Annotated in this window: 19 protein-coding genes; 7 read left to right on the forward strand and 12 right to left on the reverse strand. The window is 71.6% G+C overall.

Annotation, left to right across the window (positions count from 1 at the left end):
• Positions 1–12 precede the first annotated feature (12 nt).
• The 5 genes from GUY60_RS17780 to GUY60_RS17795 form a co-directional block, all read right to left on the reverse strand.
• The gene (locus GUY60_RS17780; protein ID WP_223178699.1) at positions 13–765 is read right to left on the reverse strand and encodes a hypothetical protein; all 753 of its coding nucleotides are present in this window, start codon (positions 763–765) and stop codon (positions 13–15) included.
• Positions 766–902: 137 nt separating this feature from the next.
• Positions 903–1136, reverse strand: a complete 234-nt coding sequence (locus tag GUY60_RS17785) for a hypothetical protein (protein WP_161698937.1) — start codon at positions 1134–1136, stop codon at positions 903–905.
• Between the two features lie 90 nt (positions 1137–1226).
• Complete coding sequence (locus GUY60_RS17790) at positions 1227–1880, reverse strand: RNA polymerase sigma factor (protein WP_161698939.1); 654 nt, start codon at positions 1878–1880, stop codon at positions 1227–1229.
• 128 nt (positions 1881–2008) lie between these two features.
• Positions 2009–2158 (reverse strand): hypothetical protein, encoded by a 150-nt coding sequence (locus tag GUY60_RS38255; RefSeq protein WP_187370054.1) that lies wholly within the window; start codon positions 2156–2158, stop codon positions 2009–2011.
• A gap of 114 nt (positions 2159–2272) precedes the next feature.
• Positions 2273–4639: a glycoside hydrolase family 3 N-terminal domain-containing protein gene (locus GUY60_RS17795; RefSeq protein ID WP_161698941.1), complete on the reverse strand. Its 2367-nt coding sequence runs from the start codon at positions 4637–4639 to the stop codon at positions 2273–2275.
• A 196-nt stretch (positions 4640–4835) separates the two neighbouring features.
• Between GUY60_RS17795 and GUY60_RS17800 the strand changes: the two genes are divergently transcribed.
• Positions 4836–5243, forward strand: coding sequence for an ATP-binding protein (locus GUY60_RS17800; RefSeq protein WP_161698943.1), 408 nt, complete (start codon positions 4836–4838; stop codon positions 5241–5243).
• Positions 5244–5331: 88 nt separating this feature from the next.
• Here GUY60_RS17800 and bla read toward each other — a convergent pair whose 3' ends face one another.
• Positions 5332–6285 (reverse strand): class A beta-lactamase, encoded by a 954-nt coding sequence (bla, locus tag GUY60_RS17805; protein WP_161698945.1) that lies wholly within the window; start codon positions 6283–6285, stop codon positions 5332–5334.
• Between the two features lie 174 nt (positions 6286–6459).
• Here bla and GUY60_RS17810 point away from each other — a divergent pair, with 174 nt between their 5' ends.
• Both GUY60_RS17810 and GUY60_RS17815 read left to right on the forward strand, forming a co-directional pair.
• Positions 6460–7440: a LysR family transcriptional regulator gene (locus GUY60_RS17810; protein WP_161698947.1), complete on the forward strand. Its 981-nt coding sequence runs from the start codon at positions 6460–6462 to the stop codon at positions 7438–7440.
• Entirely contained in the window at positions 7437–8339 is a 903-nt protein-coding gene (locus GUY60_RS17815) for a serine hydrolase (protein ID WP_161698949.1), read from the forward strand. The genes GUY60_RS17810 and GUY60_RS17815 overlap by 4 nt, the downstream gene beginning before the upstream one ends.
• A gap of 22 nt (positions 8340–8361) precedes the next feature.
• Here the strand turns inward: GUY60_RS17815 and GUY60_RS17820 are convergent, their stop codons facing one another.
• Positions 8362–9180 (reverse strand): class I SAM-dependent methyltransferase, encoded by an 819-nt coding sequence (locus GUY60_RS17820; protein ID WP_161698951.1) that lies wholly within the window; start codon positions 9178–9180, stop codon positions 8362–8364.
• Positions 9181–9255: 75 nt separating this feature from the next.
• Between GUY60_RS17820 and GUY60_RS17825 the strand changes: the two genes are divergently transcribed.
• Entirely contained in the window at positions 9256–9843 is a 588-nt protein-coding gene (locus GUY60_RS17825; protein WP_161698953.1) for a TetR/AcrR family transcriptional regulator, read from the forward strand.
• 1 nt (position 9844) lies between these two features.
• On the opposite strand, the gene GUY60_RS17830 is transcribed toward GUY60_RS17825, so the two are convergent.
• The 3 genes from GUY60_RS17830 to GUY60_RS17840 form a co-directional block, all read right to left on the reverse strand.
• On the reverse strand, positions 9845–11515 hold the full coding sequence (locus GUY60_RS17830) for a Vgb family protein (protein ID WP_161698955.1): 1671 nt from the start codon (positions 11513–11515) through the stop codon (positions 9845–9847).
• Positions 11512–13335: a flavin-containing monooxygenase gene (locus tag GUY60_RS17835; RefSeq protein ID WP_161698957.1), complete on the reverse strand. Its 1824-nt coding sequence runs from the start codon at positions 13333–13335 to the stop codon at positions 11512–11514. Before GUY60_RS17835 ends, GUY60_RS17830 begins: the two co-directional genes overlap by 4 nt.
• 121 nt (positions 13336–13456) lie before the next feature.
• Positions 13457–13876, reverse strand: coding sequence for a VOC family protein (locus GUY60_RS17840; protein ID WP_161698959.1), 420 nt, complete (start codon positions 13874–13876; stop codon positions 13457–13459).
• 509 nt (positions 13877–14385) lie between these two features.
• Between GUY60_RS17840 and GUY60_RS17845 the strand changes: the two genes are divergently transcribed.
• The 3 genes from GUY60_RS17845 to GUY60_RS17855 all read left to right on the forward strand — a co-directional run bounded on the left by GUY60_RS17845 (position 14386) and on the right by GUY60_RS17855 (position 15967).
• Positions 14386–14877, forward strand: a complete 492-nt coding sequence (locus tag GUY60_RS17845) for a glutathione peroxidase (protein ID WP_161698961.1) — start codon at positions 14386–14388, stop codon at positions 14875–14877.
• 218 nt (positions 14878–15095) lie between these two features.
• Positions 15096–15299: a hypothetical protein gene (locus GUY60_RS17850; RefSeq protein WP_161698963.1), complete on the forward strand. Its 204-nt coding sequence runs from the start codon at positions 15096–15098 to the stop codon at positions 15297–15299.
• A gap of 233 nt (positions 15300–15532) precedes the next feature.
• Positions 15533–15967, forward strand: coding sequence for a cupin domain-containing protein (locus tag GUY60_RS17855; RefSeq protein WP_161698965.1), 435 nt, complete (start codon positions 15533–15535; stop codon positions 15965–15967).
• Between the two features lie 255 nt (positions 15968–16222).
• On the opposite strand, the gene GUY60_RS17860 is transcribed toward GUY60_RS17855, so the two are convergent.
• Both GUY60_RS17860 and GUY60_RS17865 read right to left on the reverse strand, forming a co-directional pair.
• Positions 16223–16564 (reverse strand): histone-like nucleoid-structuring protein Lsr2, encoded by a 342-nt coding sequence (locus tag GUY60_RS17860; RefSeq protein ID WP_161698967.1) that lies wholly within the window; start codon positions 16562–16564, stop codon positions 16223–16225.
• 136 nt (positions 16565–16700) lie between these two features.
• Complete coding sequence (locus GUY60_RS17865; protein WP_161698969.1) at positions 16701–17483, reverse strand: PepSY domain-containing protein; 783 nt, start codon at positions 17481–17483, stop codon at positions 16701–16703.
• Between the last annotated feature and the right edge of the window lie 635 nt (positions 17484–18118).

Here is an 18118-nt window from a genome sequence, read left to right on the forward strand (position 1 = left end):
GTTGTGCGGCGGTCAGTGTTCGGTGATCTCCGCCCGGGACGCGACCGCCGAGTCCGCCAGGATCAGGAACTCCCGGTCCTTCGCGGTCAGCACCTTGAGGAAGCCGGGCTCGGCCTGCATCACATAGCCCCGCAGGGTCGGCCCGCCGCGCAACTCGATCCGCTCCAGCGGCACCCAGGGCGTACGGACCGTCGCGGCGCCCACCAGGAGCACGAGGACGAGCAGGGTGCCCAGGTGGTGGCTGGCCCACAGCGCCGCCCGGCGGAGCGCGCCGCCCGCGCGCACCCCGTAGGCGAAGCCGAGCAGCAGGGCGCAGGCGGCCGCGACGATCGGCGGCAGCCACCAGGCGTGAAACGTCATCACGTACACGCCGACGGCGAGCAGCGCGATGAGCAGCAGCACGGCGCTGACCAGGTCCGGGCGGGTGTGCGGCGGCGCGCCCCGCCGGGTGCCCGGCGCGCCCTGGTCCGCCGCGTACACGCTGACGGCGAGGCGCAGCACCGCGACCGGTACGAGCAGCGCGAAGAACACGGTGGTGGCGAGGGAGTCGGCCATGACGGTGCCGAGGACGATGCCGACGCTGTCGTTCAGGTCGATGGTGTGCAGGACCGCGAAGGCGGTGTGCCAGTCGTAGTGCGCGACGGCGAACAGCCGCAGGACGAGGAAGAGGAAGGCGGCACCGGCCATCGTGAGCCCCGTACCGTGCCCGTCCTTCGAACGCGCCGCGCCCGTGTCATCGGGGTCGTTCCACTCGTCAAGTGCCATGCGTTCAACCTCACATGGGGGCATGTTCCCGCCCTGCGGACACGCCACGGGAGGCGGCGGGACCCGCGCCGGGCTTCCGTTCCCCCGTGGACGGAAGACGAGCACGGGCCCCTTGATTCCCCCTGGACCCGCGGCGGCTAGAGCGCCGCCGACAGGTGCGGTACCGGCCCTGGCGGCGGCGCCCCGTGCCACCCCTCCGGGCCGGTGTCCGGTGCCCGTTGGGGCCTCCGGGTCGCGCGAGCGGTGACGACCGCGAGCGTCGCCTCCCACTCGGGATCAGTCACGTCGCCATACTCTGCGGCGATACGCGCGTTGCTCTCCCGCACCCCTGCGAGGAGAGCCTCGTGCGTGGTGTTGGCAGACTCTGGCACGAACTCACTCCTTCCTTGAATCGAACCAGGAGGGATACCCCCTCCCCCGGGCCCACGGGGCGTCGCGCGACCGTGGACCCTAGGGAAGAACTAGTCCTTCAAGTCATCCCTGACGTGCGTGAGTCTCTCCTCCGCGCGCTGCAGCCTGGCGCGCACGGTGCCGCGGTCGATCTTCAGGAACGCGGCGATCTCCCGGAGTTGCATCTCCCGGTAGTGGCGGAGCCAGTAGACCTCGCGCTCCTTGTCGGGCAAGTGCTGTTCCAGGAACGACCGCAGGGCTTGCTGGTCGAGCAGCCTGCCCAGGTCGCCGTCCTCGGCCTCGCCCAGGAGCCGGGGCTCCGGGTGGGTGAGGAAGCGCGTGCGGCGCTCGCCCTCCTTCTTCCGCTCCGCCCAGAAGTCCCGTATCGCGAACTGGGTGCACTGGTACGCGAAGCCCACTCCGCCGTCGGCCTGGCGGTAGGCGAAGTCCGGCCTGGTGCGCGCCTGGTAGACGCGTACGAGAGCGTTCTGCGCGATCTCGTCCACATGCCGGCTGAGTCCGTCCTGCACCACCCATCGGCGGATTCTGCCGTTCAGCCGGCGCAGTTCGTCGTCGAGGGATTCCTCCTTGTACTGCTCGTCCTGAGTGTCCGACCTCTGTGACGGCACGTCATCGCCGCCGGAGAAAGCCGTCGGCACCGTCGCACGGGGAGCTACGCGCAGCACCGTGCCGCGTTCTCCTCGTGTCACGGGTCCCTGAGCCATGGACCGGTCCTTTCTGTCCTCGGGTGGTGCGAACCCCCGCCCCATAGGTCGGCGCGGGCGCTCCGCGAGGGGGGATTTCCGCGCCACGAATTCGGGGCCGGGGGTCCGCGGAGCGTTCCGGTACGGGTTCACCTCAGGAGCTGCGCCACGCACGCGGCCGCGGCGGCCCCGACCGCGAGGGCCACGCCCAGGGGCGGGTTGACGAACGCCACGTACGTACCGATGGCACCGATCAGCACCACCAGGACGATCTTCACGCCCGGATCGCCGTTCTCCATCACTCACTCCTCCTGCGCCTTGCCCACCCGGCACGCTGCCTGCCCGCCGCCTGTTGTCCCTAGGTCGGAACGGGGCTGTCCTCGTGGGGGGTTGCGCAGGTCAGTGCGTGGACGTCAGCCGATCGTCAGGGTCGCCCTGGCCTTCGCCGTCGAGCTGCTGCCCGCGTACACGTCGACGGCGCCCGGCTCGACGCGCAGTTCGCCGGCCGGGTCGTTGGTCCAGAAGCCCAAGTCCTCGGCGCCGAGCCGGAATCGGACGGTCCGGCTCTTGCCGGGGTCCAGGGTGACGCGCTGGAAGCCGCGCAGTCGGCGCACCGGCTGGGCGATGCTCGCCGCGAGGTCGTGGACGTAGACCTGGACGACCTCGTCGCCCTTGCGCCTGCCGGTGTTCTTCACGGTCACGGCGACCTCGACGGTGTCGCCCGCGCGCAGCGCGTCGGCGGTGATCCTGTCGGTGCTGAGGGCCGGCTGGCCGAGGGCGAACGTGGTGTAGCTGAGGCCGTGGCCGAAGGGGAACTGCGGTCCGTGCGGCAGGTCGAGGTACTTGGAGGTGTACTTGTTGTCCGGCGCGTACGGGCGGCCGCTGCTCTCGTGGTTGTAGTGGACCGGGATCTGGCCGACGGCGCGGGGGAAGGAGACCGGGAGTTTGCCGCCCGGGTTGACGGCGCCGAACAGCACGTCCGCGACGGCGTTCCCGGCCTCGAGTCCCGGGTGCCAGGCCATGAGTACGGCGGGGGCCCGCTTCAGCCAACCGCCGACGGTAAGCGGGCGGCCGCCGACGAGGACGACGACGAAGGGCTTGCCGGTCCCGGCGACGGCGGCGATCAGTCTCTCCTGCGCGCCGGGCAGCCCGATGTCGCTGCGCGCGGCGGCCTCGCCGCTCATGGCCGGGGGCTCACCGACCACAACGACGGCGACCTCGGCCGACCGCACCGCGGCGACCGCCTCGTCGATGCCCGCGATGTCCTGGCCCTCGGGGTCGACGCCGCGCGCGTACGTGACCTTCGCGTCCGGCGCCGCCTCGCGGACAGCGTCGAGCACCTTGACGGAGCGGAACTTCTCCACGGCACCCGGGAACGACCAGGTGCCGAGCAGGTCGCTGGAGTCGGCGAACGGCCCGACCACCGCGATGGAACCCGCCGAGCGGTCGAGCGGCAGGGTGTTCTCGTCGTTCTTGAGGAGCACCATGGTGCGCGCGGCCGTCGCGCGGGCCGCCGCGCGCGCGTCCTTGGAGGGCGCGTCCACGGCCTCGGACTCCCGCACGTAGGGCTGGTCGAAGAGGCCGAGGGCGAACTTGAGGCGCAGGACGCGGGTCACCGCGTCGTCGAGGCGTTCCTCGGGGATGCGGCCCTCCTTGAGGAGTTGCCTGCCGTGGTCGGCGAGAGTGGTGCTGACCATCTCCAGGTCGAGACCGGCGTTCAGGCTGAGCTGCGCGGCGTCGGCGGGGTCGGCGGCGAAGCCGTGGGCGACGAGTTCCTGCACGCCGTTCCAGTCGCTGACCACCACCCCGTCGAACGTCCACTGCTCCTTGAGGATCTCGGTGAGGATGTGTGAGTTGCCGTGCGCGGGGACGCCGCTCACGGTGTTGAACGCCGCCATCACGGTGGCCACCCCGGCCTTCAACGCGGCCTGGAACGGCGGCAGATACAGGTTCCGGAGGCGGGACTCGGACACGTCGACGGTGTTGTAGTCCCGGCCGCCCTCGGCGCCTCCGTACCCGACGAAGTGCTTGGCGCAGGCGGCGACGCGGTCCTTCGCGGCGAGGCCGTCGGGGCCTTCGGGGTCTTCGCCCTGGTAGCCGCGGACCTTGGCGGCGGCGAACCGGGCGGTGAGATACGGGTCTTCGCCGCAGCTCTCCGCGATCCGGCCCCAGCGCGGCTCGTGGGTGACGTCCATCATCGGCGAGAACGTCCAGTGCACGCCGTTGGAGCGGGCCTCCTTCGCGGACACCGCGCCGTCGCGTTCGGCCACGGCCGGGTCGAAGGCGGCGGCCTGGGCGAGCGGGATGGGGAAGGTCGTCCAGCAGCCGTGGATGATGTCGAGGCCGAACACCAGCGGGATGCCGAGCCGGGACTCCTCGACCGCGATCCGCTGGAGCGTGTTGCTGTCCTTGGCGCCGAACACATTGAGCGCCGAACCGAGCCGTCCGGCGCGGGCCTCCTCCTCGACCTTTCTGTTGTCCGGGTTGCCGGGCCCGGTGGCGAACGCCCAGGACAGCTGCTGGAGTTGACCCAGTTTCTCTTCGACTGTCATACGCGCGAGGAGCTTTTCGACCTTGTCGTCGTACTTGTGGCTGTACTTGTGGTCGTACGGCCGGGCCGGTGCCGCCGCGCGTGCGGGGACGGCGGATCCGGCGGACCCCACGGCCTCGGCGGGCGCGGCGCCGGCCCCGGCGGCGTGTGCCGCTCCCGGACCCGTGCCGCCGAACGCGACGGTGCCGCCGAGCACCGCGAGCACGGTCCGTCGTTGTACTCCAGCCATGGGCTCATCCCTTCAATGCATAAGTGCATGAATCGGGTCAACGTACCCAAGACTCGGCTCGGAGGAGGTGGGGTGGCGACGGGGCGATGGCATGAATTGCGCCAGTCGGGTTCGTTCGAACGCCGGTTGCGGGCCGTTCGATCCGGGAAGGGGTGACGGTGTAGAACCAGCCTCGCAGTGGGGAGGAGTGAGCGTCATGCGTGCGCCCAGGCGCACCGCTCGCGTCGAGTACCACCTGCCAAGGAAGCCCTGCTCGGCAAGCGGGGCACGGCAGTTGACGCGCATGTTCCTGCGACGGGACGGCCGTCGCGGGCACGGACCCGACGACGCGGGCAGCGCCCTGCTCGTGGTGTCGGAGCTGGTCACCAACGCGACCCGGCACGGCCAGGGTTGCTGTCGGCTACGACTCTCCGTGGACGCCCGTGACCAACTCGTCGTCGAGGTCCACGACTCGGGCCGGGGCCACCCCCGCCTTCGCCCGCACTCCCCGTCGGCGGAGGGCGGACGCGGCATCGCGCTCGTCGAGGCCCTGTCGAGCCGACTCCTTGTCGTGCCGGACGGCGACGGCGGCAAGACGGTACGGGCTGTACTCGCCGGCAAGTAGCGCACGGCGAGGGTCAAGTGGCGGGCGTCAAGTGGCAGGTGCCGGACGCCTGTTGAGGTGCCCGGCCCGCCCCGCTCCCTGTATCCCGTTACGACAGGGTGTCCGCGACCACCTCGGCCGCGTCGGCGATCAGCTTGTCGTCGTGCTTGTCACCGGGCTTGTGACGGTTGGTCAGGACGGCGACCACGAGGGGCGCGGCGTCGGGGCGCCAGACCACGGCGATGTCGTTGCGGATGCCGTAGTTGTTGCCCATGCCGGTCTTGTCACCGACCGTCCAACCCTTCGGCATGCCCGCGCGGATCAGGGCGCCGCCGGTGGTGTTGGTGCGCAGCCACTTCGTGAGCCGGTCCCGGTCGCCCCGGTCGAGGGCGTCCCCGAGTACGTATGCGCGCAGGTCGGCGGCGAGTGCGCGCGGGCTGCTGGTGTCGCGGTCATTGCCCGGTTCCCAGTCGCTCAGGTCCGGTTCGATGCGCTCCATCCGGGTCACGTCGTCGCCGAGCCCGGCCAGGGTTGCGTCGAGGGCGCGGGGGCCGCCGAGGTCCTCGAAAAGCAGGTTGGCGGCGGTGTTGTCGCTGTAGCGGACGGCGGCGTCGCAGAGTTCGTTGAGGGTCATGCCGCTGTCGACGTGTTTCTCGGCGACGGGTGAGTTCTCGACCAGGTCGCTCTTGTCGTAGGTGACCACCCGTTCCATGTCGCGGTCGGAGTGTTTGTCGAGGACGGCGGCGGCAGCGAGGGCCTTGAAGGTCGAGGCGAAGAGGAATCGCTCCTTGTCGTTGTACGCGACTTCGCGGCCGGTGCCGGTGTCGATCGCGTAGACGCCGAGCCGTGCGTCGAACTTCCGCTCCAGCGCCTTGAGTTCACGGGAGTACGCGGCGACCTCGTCCGTGCCCTTGTCCGTGGCCGTGGCCTGGGACTCCTTGCCCCGGTCGGCCGCCGCTGGTTCCGTGGGTCCCGCGCAGGCCGCGAGGGGGACGAGGACGAGTGTGGCGAGGGCGGTGCCCGCGCCGCGCAGGGCGGGCCGGACACGGCTGTTGTGCCGCATGGTTGCGTACCTCCGGGTCGTCCCCTTGCCGCGTGCGCGGGCAGGGGAAAAGGTGCGGTCCGGGGTGTTTTCCGACCCCGGCCGTCGCTGCCGGAGCCACTCTGACCGGCGGGCTGTCATGCGGTCCAATACGTCCGCGTGCCGTTCCATGCCGTATCCGCATAGAGTGCGGCCGTGGATCTGGTGGGGGCGTGCCGCGCGTTCGTGAGCGTGACCGAGTACGGGAGTTTCACCGTGGGCGCGGCGGCGGCGCGCATGTCGCAGCCGGTGGCGAGCCGAAGGGTGGCCGCGCTTGAGGAGCACTTCGGGGAGCGCCTCTTCGAACGGACCGGCCGGCGTGCGGTGTTGACGCCGTTCGGCCGCGCCATGCTGCCCGCGGCGCGCAGGCTCGTGCAGGCGGCCGAGGTGCTTGCGCACGAGGCGAAGGCCGCGCGGCACCGGCCGTGGCGGCTCGCGGTGCCCGGCAGCGTGCCCCCGGCGCGGCTCGCCCGCCTGGTCGCCGAGGCGCGCGGCCACGACATCACGCTCGACCTGCGCGTGGCCGGACCGGCGGAGCGCATGGACCTCCTGCACGCGCAGCAGGTGCGGGCCGCGCTGGTGGCCGTACCGGAGCGGGACGCCACGTGGTCCGTGCCGCTCGGCGTGGCCACGGCCGACGATCCGGGGGTGCGACGCGTCTACCTGGAGACATTGCGGCTCGGGCGGACCGGTGGCAGCCGGGCGCGGCGGGTGTGGGTGCAGCCGGAGGACGACGTACCGCATGTGCGGGATCCGCTGGCGCGGTTGCGGGACGCGCTGGGGTTGCGGCCCGCGCAGCTCGCCGTGGGCGCCGATCTGACGACGGCGGCGGCCGAAGTGCTGTGCACACTCGACCTGTTGGTGTGTTCGCCCGCGCAGGCGGAGGAGCTCGGCCTGTGCTGGCGCCCGCTCGGCGAGGCGGCGCTCGTACGCGGCTACGCCCTCACCGCCGCGGCGGACGACGACCCGCGGCAGCTCACGGCCCGCCTGGGCGCGGCCGTGGCCCGCTGTCTCGGCGCGGACCCGTGGCAGCCGGACCGCTCCCCCACACCAGGCGGGCCCACCACCGGAGAAGCCACGGAAACCACCGAAACCACGGAAGCCACGCAGGCCACAGCGGACGGAGTGCGGACATGAGCGCCGAGGGACTGCTGCGCGCCATGCGGGAGTTGCTTGACGAGGGCGGGCTGCGCGGCCGTGTCCTCGTACGGGATCTGGACACCGGTACGGAGCTGGGGATCGAGCCGGACACGCCGCTGCCGTCGTCCTCGCTGGCCAAGGTGCCGCTCGCCCTTGCCACGGTGGAGCGGATCCGGCGGGGTGAGCTGGACGGTGCGACGGCGCTCGATGTGCGCCCTGGACGGGCGACCGCTCCGGGGCCGACGGGGATCGGGCGCTTCCGGCATCCGGTGCGGATCGCCGTCGACGACCTGCTGTACCTGAGCATGTGCCTCAGCGACAGCGCGGCCGCCGACGCGCTGTTCACGCTCACGCCGCCGGGTCAAGTGGCGGAGATCCTGGGCGAGTTCGGAGTGCGCGGGATCACCGTGCGGCATGCGATGGGTGAGCTCACGGACACGCCCGCGGAACGCTTCGGCGCCGCGCAGGCCCATCTGGCGCATGCCCTCGCGATCGACTCGGGCACCGGCGGCAGCGGCCACCGGGTGCCCCAGCTCGACATCAGCCACGCCAGCAACGGCAGCGCGCGGGCGTATGTGGATCTGCTCCAGGCCCTGTGGCGGCCCTCGAAGGTTCCGGCCGAGTCGGCGGCGCGGGTGCGCGAGCTGATGGCCCACAACGTGCTGCGCCAGCGCCTCGCCCCGGACTTCGCCTCGGACGCCACCACCTGGTCCTCCAAGACCGCGACGCTGCTCAACCTCCGGCACGAGATCGGCGTCGTCGAGCACACCGACGGCCAGGCCTTCGCGGTCGCGGTCCTCACCGAGTCCCGCGTACCGGCCCAGGCGCAGCCGGGCGCCGAGGCGTTGATGGCCCAGGTCGCGCGCACGCTCCGGGACCATCTGCGGCAGTTGTAGGGGGCGTCTCCCTCTAGCGCGTTCAGCCGGTACGGACAGCGGTGACCGTCACCGTGGTGTACGGCATCGCGAACGTGCCGCCGAGCGCGTCGATCGCGGCGCCCACCTCCGCGAGGACCTCCGCGACGTGCTCCGGTGCGAGCAGGGTGAGTGCGCCGTGGGTGCGCATCTGGTCGAGCCAGGCGTCGCGGGTGTAGGTGTGCTTCCAGTCGTCGCGCCACCGCTGGGGTGCCCCGAAGGCTCCGGTGGCGCGGATGCCGTCCTCGGCGCGGGTGAGGATCTCGTCGTACGCGTCCTCGGCGCGCTCCCCCAGGGCGAACGGGGAGTCGGGGGCGACCCGTTGGTAGACGGCGACCAGGGCGCGGACCAGTTCGGGCGGCATCGTGGGCACGTTCCAGAAGGCGGCGAGCCGGCCGCCGGGGCGCAGCGCGCGGGCGGAGGCGGCCGCGGCCGCTTCGGGGTCGAGCCAGTGCCAGGTCTGCCCTGAGACGACCGCGTCGAAGGTGCGGCCCGCCGCGTCCCAGGTCTCGAACGCCGCGACCTCGACCTCGGTACCATCGCGCCGGGCGAGCTCCGCCATGCGCGGGTCGACGTCGACCCCGAGCACGTGGCAGCCCGCCGCGCGGAACTGACGGGCCACGATGCCGGTGCCGCAGCCGACGTCGAGCACGGACGGTGCGGGGCGGGCCGCGGCGGCGAGCCGGTCGACCAGGGCCTGGGGGTAGCGGGGGCGGGTGCGGTCGTAGCGGGCCGCGTCCGTGCCGAACGAGCGTGCCGTGCGCCGGATTTGATCGGAATCGTACGAGGGGCGGCCTGAGCGCCCCGACGGTACAGTGGGCATGTGCCCACTGTAGTGGGCGGGCGCCCACTCGCTCAAGGGCGCCTACGAAACCGAGCACGGAGAGAGGTCGACACGGTGCCGACAGGGGTCGCCATCCGCGACGTACGCGAGCAGCTTTTCGACGCTGCCGAGCGCGTCCTGCTCAGGGACGGGCCGAACGCGCTGACCAGCCGGGCCGTCACCACCGAGGCGGGCTGCGCCAAGGGTGTCCTGCACCGGCACTTCGCCGACTTCGACGCCTTTCTCGCGGAGCTCGTCCTCGACCGGGTCCGCCGGATCGACGACCGGTCGGCCGCGCTGCGCGCCGCCGCGGGCACGGGCAGCGTCGTCGACCACGTGACCGAGGCGCTGACCGATCTGTTCGGCTCGGTCGCGGTGGCGATGGTCGGCCTCGTCACGTCCCGTGACGGGTTGCGGGCGCGGCTGCGCGGGACCACTCCGGTCGGGATTCCGCTGCTCACTGAGGCCACGGCCATGGTCGCCGGGTATCTCGCGGCGGAGCGCGAGCTCGGCCGGATCCCGGCGGACGCCGAGGTCGAGACGCTCGCGCCCATGCTCGTCGGCACCGGGCATCTGCTGTTCGCCGACCGGAACGGCACCCCACCGGAGCGCGCCGCCGTCCGCAAGGTGGTGTCCGGGATCGTCCCGGACACCACCACCTGAGTCAGCCCGCGTCGCGGGGTGACAGGCGCAGCACCGTGCCCTCGCCGTTGGCCGCGAGCAGCAGGGTGCCGTCGGGGGCGGCGGTGACGCCCGCGAAGGGGCGCGGCAGGCCCGGCATGGCGTGGGTGAACAGCGCCGCTTCGGCGCGGGGCACGGTGCCGGGCGGCGGTCCGACGGGCAACTCCTCGGCCTCGACGCGGAGTTGACCCGTACTGAGGGACACGGCCAGGAGTCGGCGCGTACCGGTCTCCACCGTGAACAGTTCGTCGCCGAGGACGGTGAGGCCCTGCGGGGCGTCGAGCCCGTCCACGACGGTGACGGGTCCGGCCGCGTCGGTTGCTGCGTCGGGGCCTTCGGGTCCGTCGATCCTGAGGACCGTGCCGCCGAGTTCGTCGCTCACGTAGACCCGCCCGTCCGCGTCGAGGGCCACGTCCACGGGGCGCGGCAGTCCTTCAGCGAGCACGGTCAGGGTGTCGTCGGCGTCGAGGGTGACGATCCGTCCGGCGTCCGTCTCGGCGATGACGAGGGTGCCGTCGGGCCCGGCCGCGATGCCGGTGGGTCGGCGCAGCCCCTGGGCGCGGACGCGGGTGGTGCCCGTCTTCGGGTCGTACGTCGTCACCTCCCCGTACTGCGAGGCGAGATGGAGCAGTCCGGCGGCGGCGGTGATGCCGTGGGCGAAGGGGCGGAGCAGCGGGGTCTCTACCGGGTCGGCGCCGTCCGGAGCAGGGGTGGGTGGCGGGACGGCGACGCGGTAGTGGTCGGCGGCGTACACAGTGCCGCCCAGATCGACGGTCACCCCGTACGGGCCGTCGAGGCCGCGCGGTACGACGGTGCGGGTGCGGCCGTCGGGGTGGAGTTCGGTGACGCCGCCGCTGGCGAAGCTGGAGACGTACATGCGGTTCTCGGGGTCGAAGGCCGCGTTGTCGAGTCCGGTGAGGCCGCTGGTGAGGACCGTGCGGGAGCCGCTGCCGTGCAGGTCGATCCGGGTGACGAGACCGGCTTCGCCGCGCGACAGGACGTGCAGGACGCCGCCCTGGTCGAAGCGGACGGCGACCGGCTCGTGCACGTCCTGGGCGACGCGTTCGGGCGCTCCCCCGTCGGGCGGGATGCGCCACACCTCGCCGGTCACCATGTGCGGGTAGTACAGGTGGCCGTCGGGGCCGAGCTGCATGGCGTTGCCGAAGGCGAGCCCTTCGGTGAGGACGCGGGGGGCGCCGCCGTCGGGGAAGAGTTCGAGGAGGCGGCCGCCCATCCGCATCTCGTTGACGAAGAGACGGTCGCCGACGCAGGTGATGCCGTTGGGCACCTTCACCTCGTCGGAGACGACGGTGTACGCGCCGTCGGGGGCGCGCCGCCACACCAGGCCCGGCACGAGGTCCGCGATGTACATGGAGCCGTCCGCGCCGAAGGCCAGGTCGTCAGGGGACCGCACGGGGCCGCCCATCGGCACCACGTCGTCGAGCTCGCCGGTGGCCGGGTCGAGGGCGCTGATGCGGCCGGCGAGGAACTGGGCGACGTACAGCCGTCCGTCGGGTCCGAAGGCGACGCCGTTCGAACCCCACAGCGGATTGGGGGCGTTGAGGCGGCGCACGCTCCGTCCAGTACGGGACGTGGGGCCCGGCGTCTCCCCGTACCGGCTGGCCCGCGCGGCACCGGCCGTCGCGGTGCTCACTCACTCTCCCGCGGTTCGGCGTCGACGAGTACGTCCTTCATGCCACCGCCGCCGCGCCACTCGCGCAGCAGTGAGTGGAAGGCCACCGGCCCGTCGCCGTACGACTCGTTGCGCGGCCGGGGCATGCCCTCGTTGTTGTAGTAGCCGGGGGTGCACTCGGCGTGGAAGGCGTACAGGTCGACGGAGTTCTCGCGGATCGTGTCGACCCACTCCTGCTCGGCGGCCGCGCTCGGTTCCACGTACCGGGCCCGGCACTCGCGCGCCTCGGCGATCACCTCGGCTACGTGGACGGCCTGTTCGTCGAGGATGTGGACGTAGTTGACGGAGGCGGCGTTCTGCATCGGGCCGAGCTGGAACAGGTTCGGGAAGCCGTGGGTGTAGAAGCCGTGCAGGGTGCGCGGCCCGCGCTGCCAGGCCTCGCCGAGCGTGACGCCGCCCCGGCCGTGCACGGGCAGCCGGCCCGAGGTGACGCCGGAGCGGCCGACGTCGAATCCGGTGCCGAAGATGATGCAGTCCACCTCGTACGTGGTGCCGCCGACGACGACCCCGGTGGCGGTGATCTCCTCGACGCCGTGGCTGTCGGCGGTGTCGACGAGGGTGACGTTGGCGCGGTTGAAGGTCTGCAGGTAGGCGTCGCTGAACGTGGGCCGCTTGCACATGTAGCGGTACCAGGGCTTGAGGAGTTCGGCGGTGTCCGGGTCGTCGACGACGGCGTCGACGCGGGCGCGGATCTCGTTCATCTTCTGGAAGTCGGCGGCCTCGTAGGCGCGTTCGCGCTCCTCGGCCGGCATGTCCTGGTAGCTGTCGCTGGGGACGAGCTTCTGCTGCAGGCGGGCGCTGCTGGTCCAGCCGTCGTCGACGAGGTCCTGTGCGGTGTGGCCGCCGGTGACCAGGGCGAGGAAGTTGTCGCGGCGCCTGCGCTGCCAGCCGGGGGTGAGGGCGGCCGCCCAGTCGGGGTCGGTGGGCCGGTTGCCGCGTACGTCGACGGAGGACGGGGTGCGCTGGAAGACGTACAACTCCCTTGCGTCGGCGCCGAGATGGGGCACGCACTGGATGGCGGTCGCGCCGGTGCCGATGAGGGCGACCCGCTTGTCGGCGAGCTTGTGCAGGTTCCCGTCCGCGTCGCCGCCCGTGTACGCGTAGTCCCAGCGGCTGGTGTGGAACGTGTGGCCCTGATAGGTCTCGATGCCGGGGATGCCGGGCAGTTTGGCCTCGCTCAGGGTGCCGCTCGCGGTGATCACGTACCGGGCCCTGATCGCGTCGCCCCGGTCGGTGCCGACCAGCCACTCGTCGGCGGCCTCGTCCCAGCGCAGTTCGGTGACCTGGGTGCGGAAACAGGCGTCCTGGTACAGCCCGAAGGTCTCGCCCACGGCCCGCGCGTGCTGCCGGATCTCCTCGCCCGGCGCGTACTTCCAGCGCGGGACGTAGCCGACCTCCTCCAGGAGCGGCAGGTAGATGTACGACTCGATGTCGCAGTGGATGCCGGGGTACCGGTTCCAGTACCAGGTGCCGCCGAAGTCGGCGCCCTTCTCCACGACCCTGACCGACTCGACCCCGGTCTGCCGAAGGCGTGCCCCGGCGAGCAGCCCGCCGAAGCCACCGCCGACGATCAGCACCTCGACCCGGTCGCGCAGCGGTTCGCGGCTGAACTCGCCCTCGGCGTACGGGTCTTCGTCGTAGTACCCGAACTTCCCGGCGAGCGGCTCGTACTGGCGGCTGCCCTCGGGCCTGATCCTGCGGTCCCGCTCGGCGCGGTACCGCTCGCGGAGCGCGTCCGGGTCGGTTCCTGGTGCGTCGAGCGGGGAGTGGGGGGTGGGCATGGCCGCCTCGCCTTCCTGCCGGGATGTGCTTCCTGCGGGACGAGGTGCATCGTACATGCAGCATGCATCGTGCATATCCTATGCCCGATGCACTCTGGGCGGCCGGCCCACGCACCCTCCCTCACGGCCGCGCGTAGGGCCGCGTCATGATCTCCATGTTGTGACCGTCGGGGTCGTCGAAGTAGGCGCCGCGGCCGCCGAACAGCCGGTTGATCCGGCCGGGTTCGGTGTGGTTCGGGTCGGCGTAGTACGTGACGCCGACGGCGTCGAGCCGGGCGATCATGCCGTCGAACCGCTCCTCGGGGACGAGGAACGCGTAGTGCTGGGACTGGATCGGCTCGTCGCGCTTCTCGTAGTAGTCGAGGGTGACGCCGTTGCCCAGGTCGACGGGCAGGAACGGCCCGAAGGGGGCGCCGACGCGCAGGCCGAGGATCGCGGCGAGGAACTCGGCGGACAGCTGACGGTCGCTCGCGAACACGGCGAGGTGGTTCAAGTGGGCGACGGTGGTGGGGAGTTCGGGTGCAGGCGGTGTCGCGGTCATGAGTGGGATGTCTCCGGTTCCGGGATTCCGAGGTGCGGCGCGCCGTGCGGGGCGCCGGGGATCGCGTACGCGGAGAGGGGGCGGGGCTCGCACCCGCCTCGGGCTCACACCGAGGCCGGGTACCCACTTCGTGTGTGGCCCATGGCCGACCCGGCAGTCATGGGCGGGACCTTAACCGGCGCCGGGTTGGTGCGGCAACGCGTTTCCGGGCGGTGGCGGTGCGGGCGGAGCGCTCCGCCCGACCCCTCCCAGGGCGTCAACGGGTGAGCGTCCAGCGGCTGTCGCTGGCCGCCGACACCACACTCCCGCCAGCACGCGGCGCCGTAGAGGGTGCTCCACTCGGGGCTCGCCCCGTGGAAGTTCTTGTCAGTACGTATAACAAGCGCTTCGGGTGGCCTACCCGGGCCTACCCCTCGGAACGAACTTCGCTCAGGGACAATCGAGGAGAGCCACCACGGCCCCTGACCCTGACGGCCACCCCGGCCCAGCACTGGACGCAAGGAGCAAACATGTCCTTCTACGACGTGGAGATCGACGCCCTGCAGGGCGGCCCCGCGAACCTCGGGCAGTACCGCGACAAGGCGGTCCTGGTCGTCAACGTCGCCTCCAAGTGCGGGCTCACCCCGCAGTACGCGGCCCTGGAGAAGCTGCACGCGCAGTACGCGCCGCGCGGCTTCACGGTGCTCGGCGTGCCCTGCAACCAGTTCATGGGCCAGGAGCCGGGCACGGCCGAGGAGATCGCGACGTTCTGCTCGGCGACGTACGGCGTGACGTTCCCGCTGACGGAGAAGACGGACGTCAACGGCGCGGAGCGGCACGCGCTCTACGAGGAACTGGTCCCGACGACGGACGCGGAGGGCCACAGCGGCGACATCCGCTGGAACTTCGAGAAGTTCGTCCTCTCCCCCGGCGCGACGACGGTCGTCCGCTTCGGCCCGAGGGTGGAACCGGACGCGGCGGAGCTGGTGGCGGCGGTGGAAGCGGCGCTTCCGTCGGCGTGAGCGCGGTATGAGTCTCGCGTGACGCGTGTGTGAGCGGCGCCGCCCCCTGACCTCGGGGCGGTGCCGCTCTCGCGTGGAACCGGCGGTCGGCCATCATGGAGGCCATGAGCGCCCGGAATCCCGACTGGATCAGCATCGCCGCCCACGAGAACGTGCCGGGCGGACTCCGCCCCCTCGGCGCCGCGCGGGCTTGACTGCGTGAGCGCGGCATCGACTGGATGCCCTTCGAACCGCACGAACTCCGCGTGGACCTCACCTGCGCACACGGCGACGACGGGCACTGGCGCGGCTGGTTCGAGGTCTCCGCGCACGCGGACGCGCTGCGGCGGCTCGGGCTGCATCCCGGTCAGGAGACGGCTCAAGTGACTGGACCGGCACCGCCGTTGTGGTGGCACGCGGCGGCGGAGCGGCGGGGGTGGTGACGGCCGCCGGTCGTTGAAGATCAACCGCGGCGGGGTCCCCACACTGTGGGCGATGCGACGCACCCCCCTCGCCTGAACGTTCCGGGTTCGCCGGGAGGAGTGCACCACCTGAGCCTCACCCGGGGCTCCGTATTGCCATTCCCGCAAGTTCAATTGCCCATCCCCGTACGGCAGTTGCACTCTGATGCCCGGCCGGGAGGAAGTGAACGGCCGCCATCGACGGGAGGCGCACCATGAGCACGGTCAACACGCACGGGAACGGCGGGGAGCGGAAGCCTACGGCGGATCGCGTCCATCACGTACGAGCCGGTGAGCTGGACGGCTTCGCCGCGATCAGCGGGCACACGGTCGGCTCGCGGAAGCTGTGGATGGGGCTGGTGGAGAACCCGCCGCTGAGCGCCACGGACAACCATCATCACGGCGCGTCCGAGGCCGGGATCTACGTGGTGAGCGGGCACCCCGTGTTCGTGTACCACGACGGCACCCAAGAGGTACGGGTCGCCGCGGGGCCCGGCGACTTCTTCCTCGTACCGCCGTTCGTCCCGCACCGCGAGGAGAACCCCGACCCGGACGAGCCGGCGGTCGTCGTGATCGCGCGCACGACTCAGGAGCCCATCAAAGTCTCCGTGCCCGAGCTGTACCAACTCCGGGAAACGGAAAGGGAGTAGCGGTACCGAGTAGCCGTCTCCGGGGGTCCTTCGGCCGTGCCGACTTCTTTCCCGCTCACGCCGTACGGGAGTTGTCGCACTCGACCCACGGGAAGTCTCGACTTCCGCTCCCGAAAGCCCGAAAGGCGCCCGCCCCTCGTGGGGTGGGCGCCTTTCGGGCTCCGTGCGGCTCCGTATCGTTTCGTATCGCTACGTACAGAGAACTCGGTCCGATGGCTCAGCTTGTGCGAATCAGGCGTTCACGCGGTCAGGCGTTCAACGGGCCGTTTCATAGGCCTCGCGGACGGCGGCCGGGACGCGGCCCCGCTCGCTGACCTCGTAGCCGTTCTCCCTCGCCCAGACCCTGATCGCCGACGAGTCGTCGGACTTGCCGGTCGCCGGCTTGCGCTTCCCCTTGGGCTTCGCGCCGCCTCGGACCCGGCGGGCCCCCTCCGCGTGCAGATAGGGGTTGAGCAGTTCGAGGAGCTTCTCGTAGTTCTCGTCGGTGAGGTCGATTTCCACACCCGCACCGTCGACGAGAATGCTGTGCGTGGCGATATGCGCCGACTCTTCGCCGGTCAGGTCGTCCACGTATGTCGTAATTACCTTCTGGGCCATGCGACGACTATAGGCCCAGTCGAGTGACGCGAGTACCAGGAGCGCGGCCGCCACCACGAAAGTCTTCCGCATTGTTCACGCCCAACTCTCTTTCTGGTAGTGGGGCTTGTGAACGGCACCTCGGGCAGCGCTACGGTCAGTCGTTGTCGTTGTCGTTGTCGTCGCGGTGGTCGTCACGGTCGTCCGGGTCGGCGGTGAGCTTGCCCGTGGCCACGTCGACGTTCCAGTCCCGCTCGTTGCCCTTGCCGTCGGCGGTCTCGATCTCCCAGCCCTCGGAGACGTGTCCGGCGCGGCCGTCGTCGTCCAGGTCGACCGAGGTGACAAAGCCCTTCGCCGCTGCGGCCTCCGCGGCCTGGGCCGCGGTCGTCCGCCCGTCCTTGAGCGCCGCACGGGCCTCGCGTGCGTCGTCCGCACCGTCCGCGTCGTCGTCGGTCTCGCGGGACAGGACCTTGCCGGTGGACGCGTCGATGTGGAGGGTGTGCCAGGCGTTGCCGTTGCCCAGTACGTCGACCTCCCAGACCAGGCGCTCCGCGCTGTCGTCGCCGTTGCCGTCGTCGCCCTCGGCATCGTCCTCGTCGAGCTCGGCGGAGACGGCCGTACCGGACTGGGCCTTCAGCGCGGCCTCGACGGCCTGCGCGGCGGTGAGCTTCGCGCCGCGGGCCTCGGCACCGTCCCGGTCGTCGTCCTTACCGTCGCGGTCGTCGCGGTCGTCGCGGTCGTCGCGGTCGTCGCGGTCGTCGCGGTCGTCGCGGTCGTCGTCCTGGAGCGTGACCTGGGAGCCGCCCGACTGGTTCTGCGACTGGGTCCGCGCATCGGCACGGCCCTCGGCGCCGTCGCCGCTGCCCGCGAAGGCGAGCGCCGAACCGCCGCCGATCAAGGCGGCCGCCGCGACGGTGGCGATGACGATGTTGCGCTTCATGAGGTTCCTCCCCTGTCCCCGTACGGCATTCCCTGCCGGGTCCGGGACGTAGGCGTCAGACGTGGATGGTGCGGTGTGCCGGGTTCGTTCGCTCTCGACGGGAACCAATCTCCCCGACCGACCCTGAAGCCAGCCTGAAGCCACCTGAAGCCGTCTTCAGGTTCCGGACGTCGCCCTCGTCGTCCCGGGATACGGGACGACCACGTCCGGCATACGGATGCCGGTTGTGGTCCGCCGCCGCTACCGGCGAGGATGCCGCCATGTCCGTCTGCCTGGTGTCGCGTCGTCACGTGGATCTGCTGCGTGTCTCGACCATGCTGTGTCGCCCCGTCTCCGGGGCCCGCACGGCGTGTTGCTGACGCCGCGCGTCGCCTGAGCCGACCGCGCTTGCGCTTCTGGTCTCTTTCCCGGCCGGCCCCAGCCCAGTGGCCCCCTGATCCGGTGATCCGCCGACCGGCCACCGATAGCCGACCGGCAACCGATCACTGACCAGCCGCTGACGGCCGCTGACCGATCACCCCGAGCCGGGCGCACCTCACCTTTCCTCCCCTGAAGCCCTTCCGCGCTCCGGCCACAGGTCCGCACGTCGACCTTCAAGGCCAACTCCCGTATGGAATACGCGAGTTGGCCACCCC

It is taken from the genome of Streptomyces boluensis (genome assembly GCF_009908195.1).
GTDB classification, from domain to species: Bacteria; Actinomycetota; Actinomycetes; order Streptomycetales; family Streptomycetaceae; genus Streptomyces; species Streptomyces boluensis.

What these genes read in the sequence shown, in the direction of transcription:
- GUY60_RS17780 (WP_223178699.1), bottom strand. Translation starts at nt 765, where the DNA reads ATGGCACTTGACGAGTGGAACGACCCCGATGACACGGGCGCGGCGCGT.
- GUY60_RS17790 (WP_161698939.1), bottom strand. Translation starts at nt 1,880, where the DNA reads ATGGCTCAGGGACCCGTGACACGAGGAGAACGCGGCACGGTGCTGCGC.
- GUY60_RS38255 (WP_187370054.1), bottom strand. Translation starts at nt 2,158, where the DNA reads ATGGAGAACGGCGATCCGGGCGTGAAGATCGTCCTGGTGGTGCTGATC.
- GUY60_RS17795 (WP_161698941.1), bottom strand. Translation starts at nt 4,639, where the DNA reads ATGGCTGGAGTACAACGACGGACCGTGCTCGCGGTGCTCGGCGGCACC.
- GUY60_RS17800 (WP_161698943.1), top strand. Translation starts at nt 4,836, where the DNA reads ATGCGTGCGCCCAGGCGCACCGCTCGCGTCGAGTACCACCTGCCAAGG.
- bla (WP_161698945.1), bottom strand. Translation starts at nt 6,285, where the DNA reads ATGCGGCACAACAGCCGTGTCCGGCCCGCCCTGCGCGGCGCGGGCACC.
- GUY60_RS17815 (WP_161698949.1), top strand. Translation starts at nt 7,437, where the DNA reads ATGAGCGCCGAGGGACTGCTGCGCGCCATGCGGGAGTTGCTTGACGAG.
- GUY60_RS17820 (WP_161698951.1), bottom strand. Translation starts at nt 9,180, where the DNA reads ATGCCCACTGTACCGTCGGGGCGCTCAGGCCGCCCCTCGTACGATTCC.
- GUY60_RS17835 (WP_161698957.1), bottom strand. Translation starts at nt 13,335, where the DNA reads ATGCCCACCCCCCACTCCCCGCTCGACGCACCAGGAACCGACCCGGAC.
- GUY60_RS17840 (WP_161698959.1), bottom strand. Translation starts at nt 13,876, where the DNA reads ATGACCGCGACACCGCCTGCACCCGAACTCCCCACCACCGTCGCCCAC.
- GUY60_RS17845 (WP_161698961.1), top strand. Translation starts at nt 14,386, where the DNA reads ATGTCCTTCTACGACGTGGAGATCGACGCCCTGCAGGGCGGCCCCGCG.
- GUY60_RS17850 (WP_161698963.1), top strand. Translation starts at nt 15,096, where the DNA reads ATGCCCTTCGAACCGCACGAACTCCGCGTGGACCTCACCTGCGCACAC.
- GUY60_RS17855 (WP_161698965.1), top strand. Translation starts at nt 15,533, where the DNA reads ATGAGCACGGTCAACACGCACGGGAACGGCGGGGAGCGGAAGCCTACG.
- GUY60_RS17860 (WP_161698967.1), bottom strand. Translation starts at nt 16,564, where the DNA reads ATGGCCCAGAAGGTAATTACGACATACGTGGACGACCTGACCGGCGAA.
- GUY60_RS17865 (WP_161698969.1), bottom strand. Translation starts at nt 17,483, where the DNA reads ATGAAGCGCAACATCGTCATCGCCACCGTCGCGGCGGCCGCCTTGATC.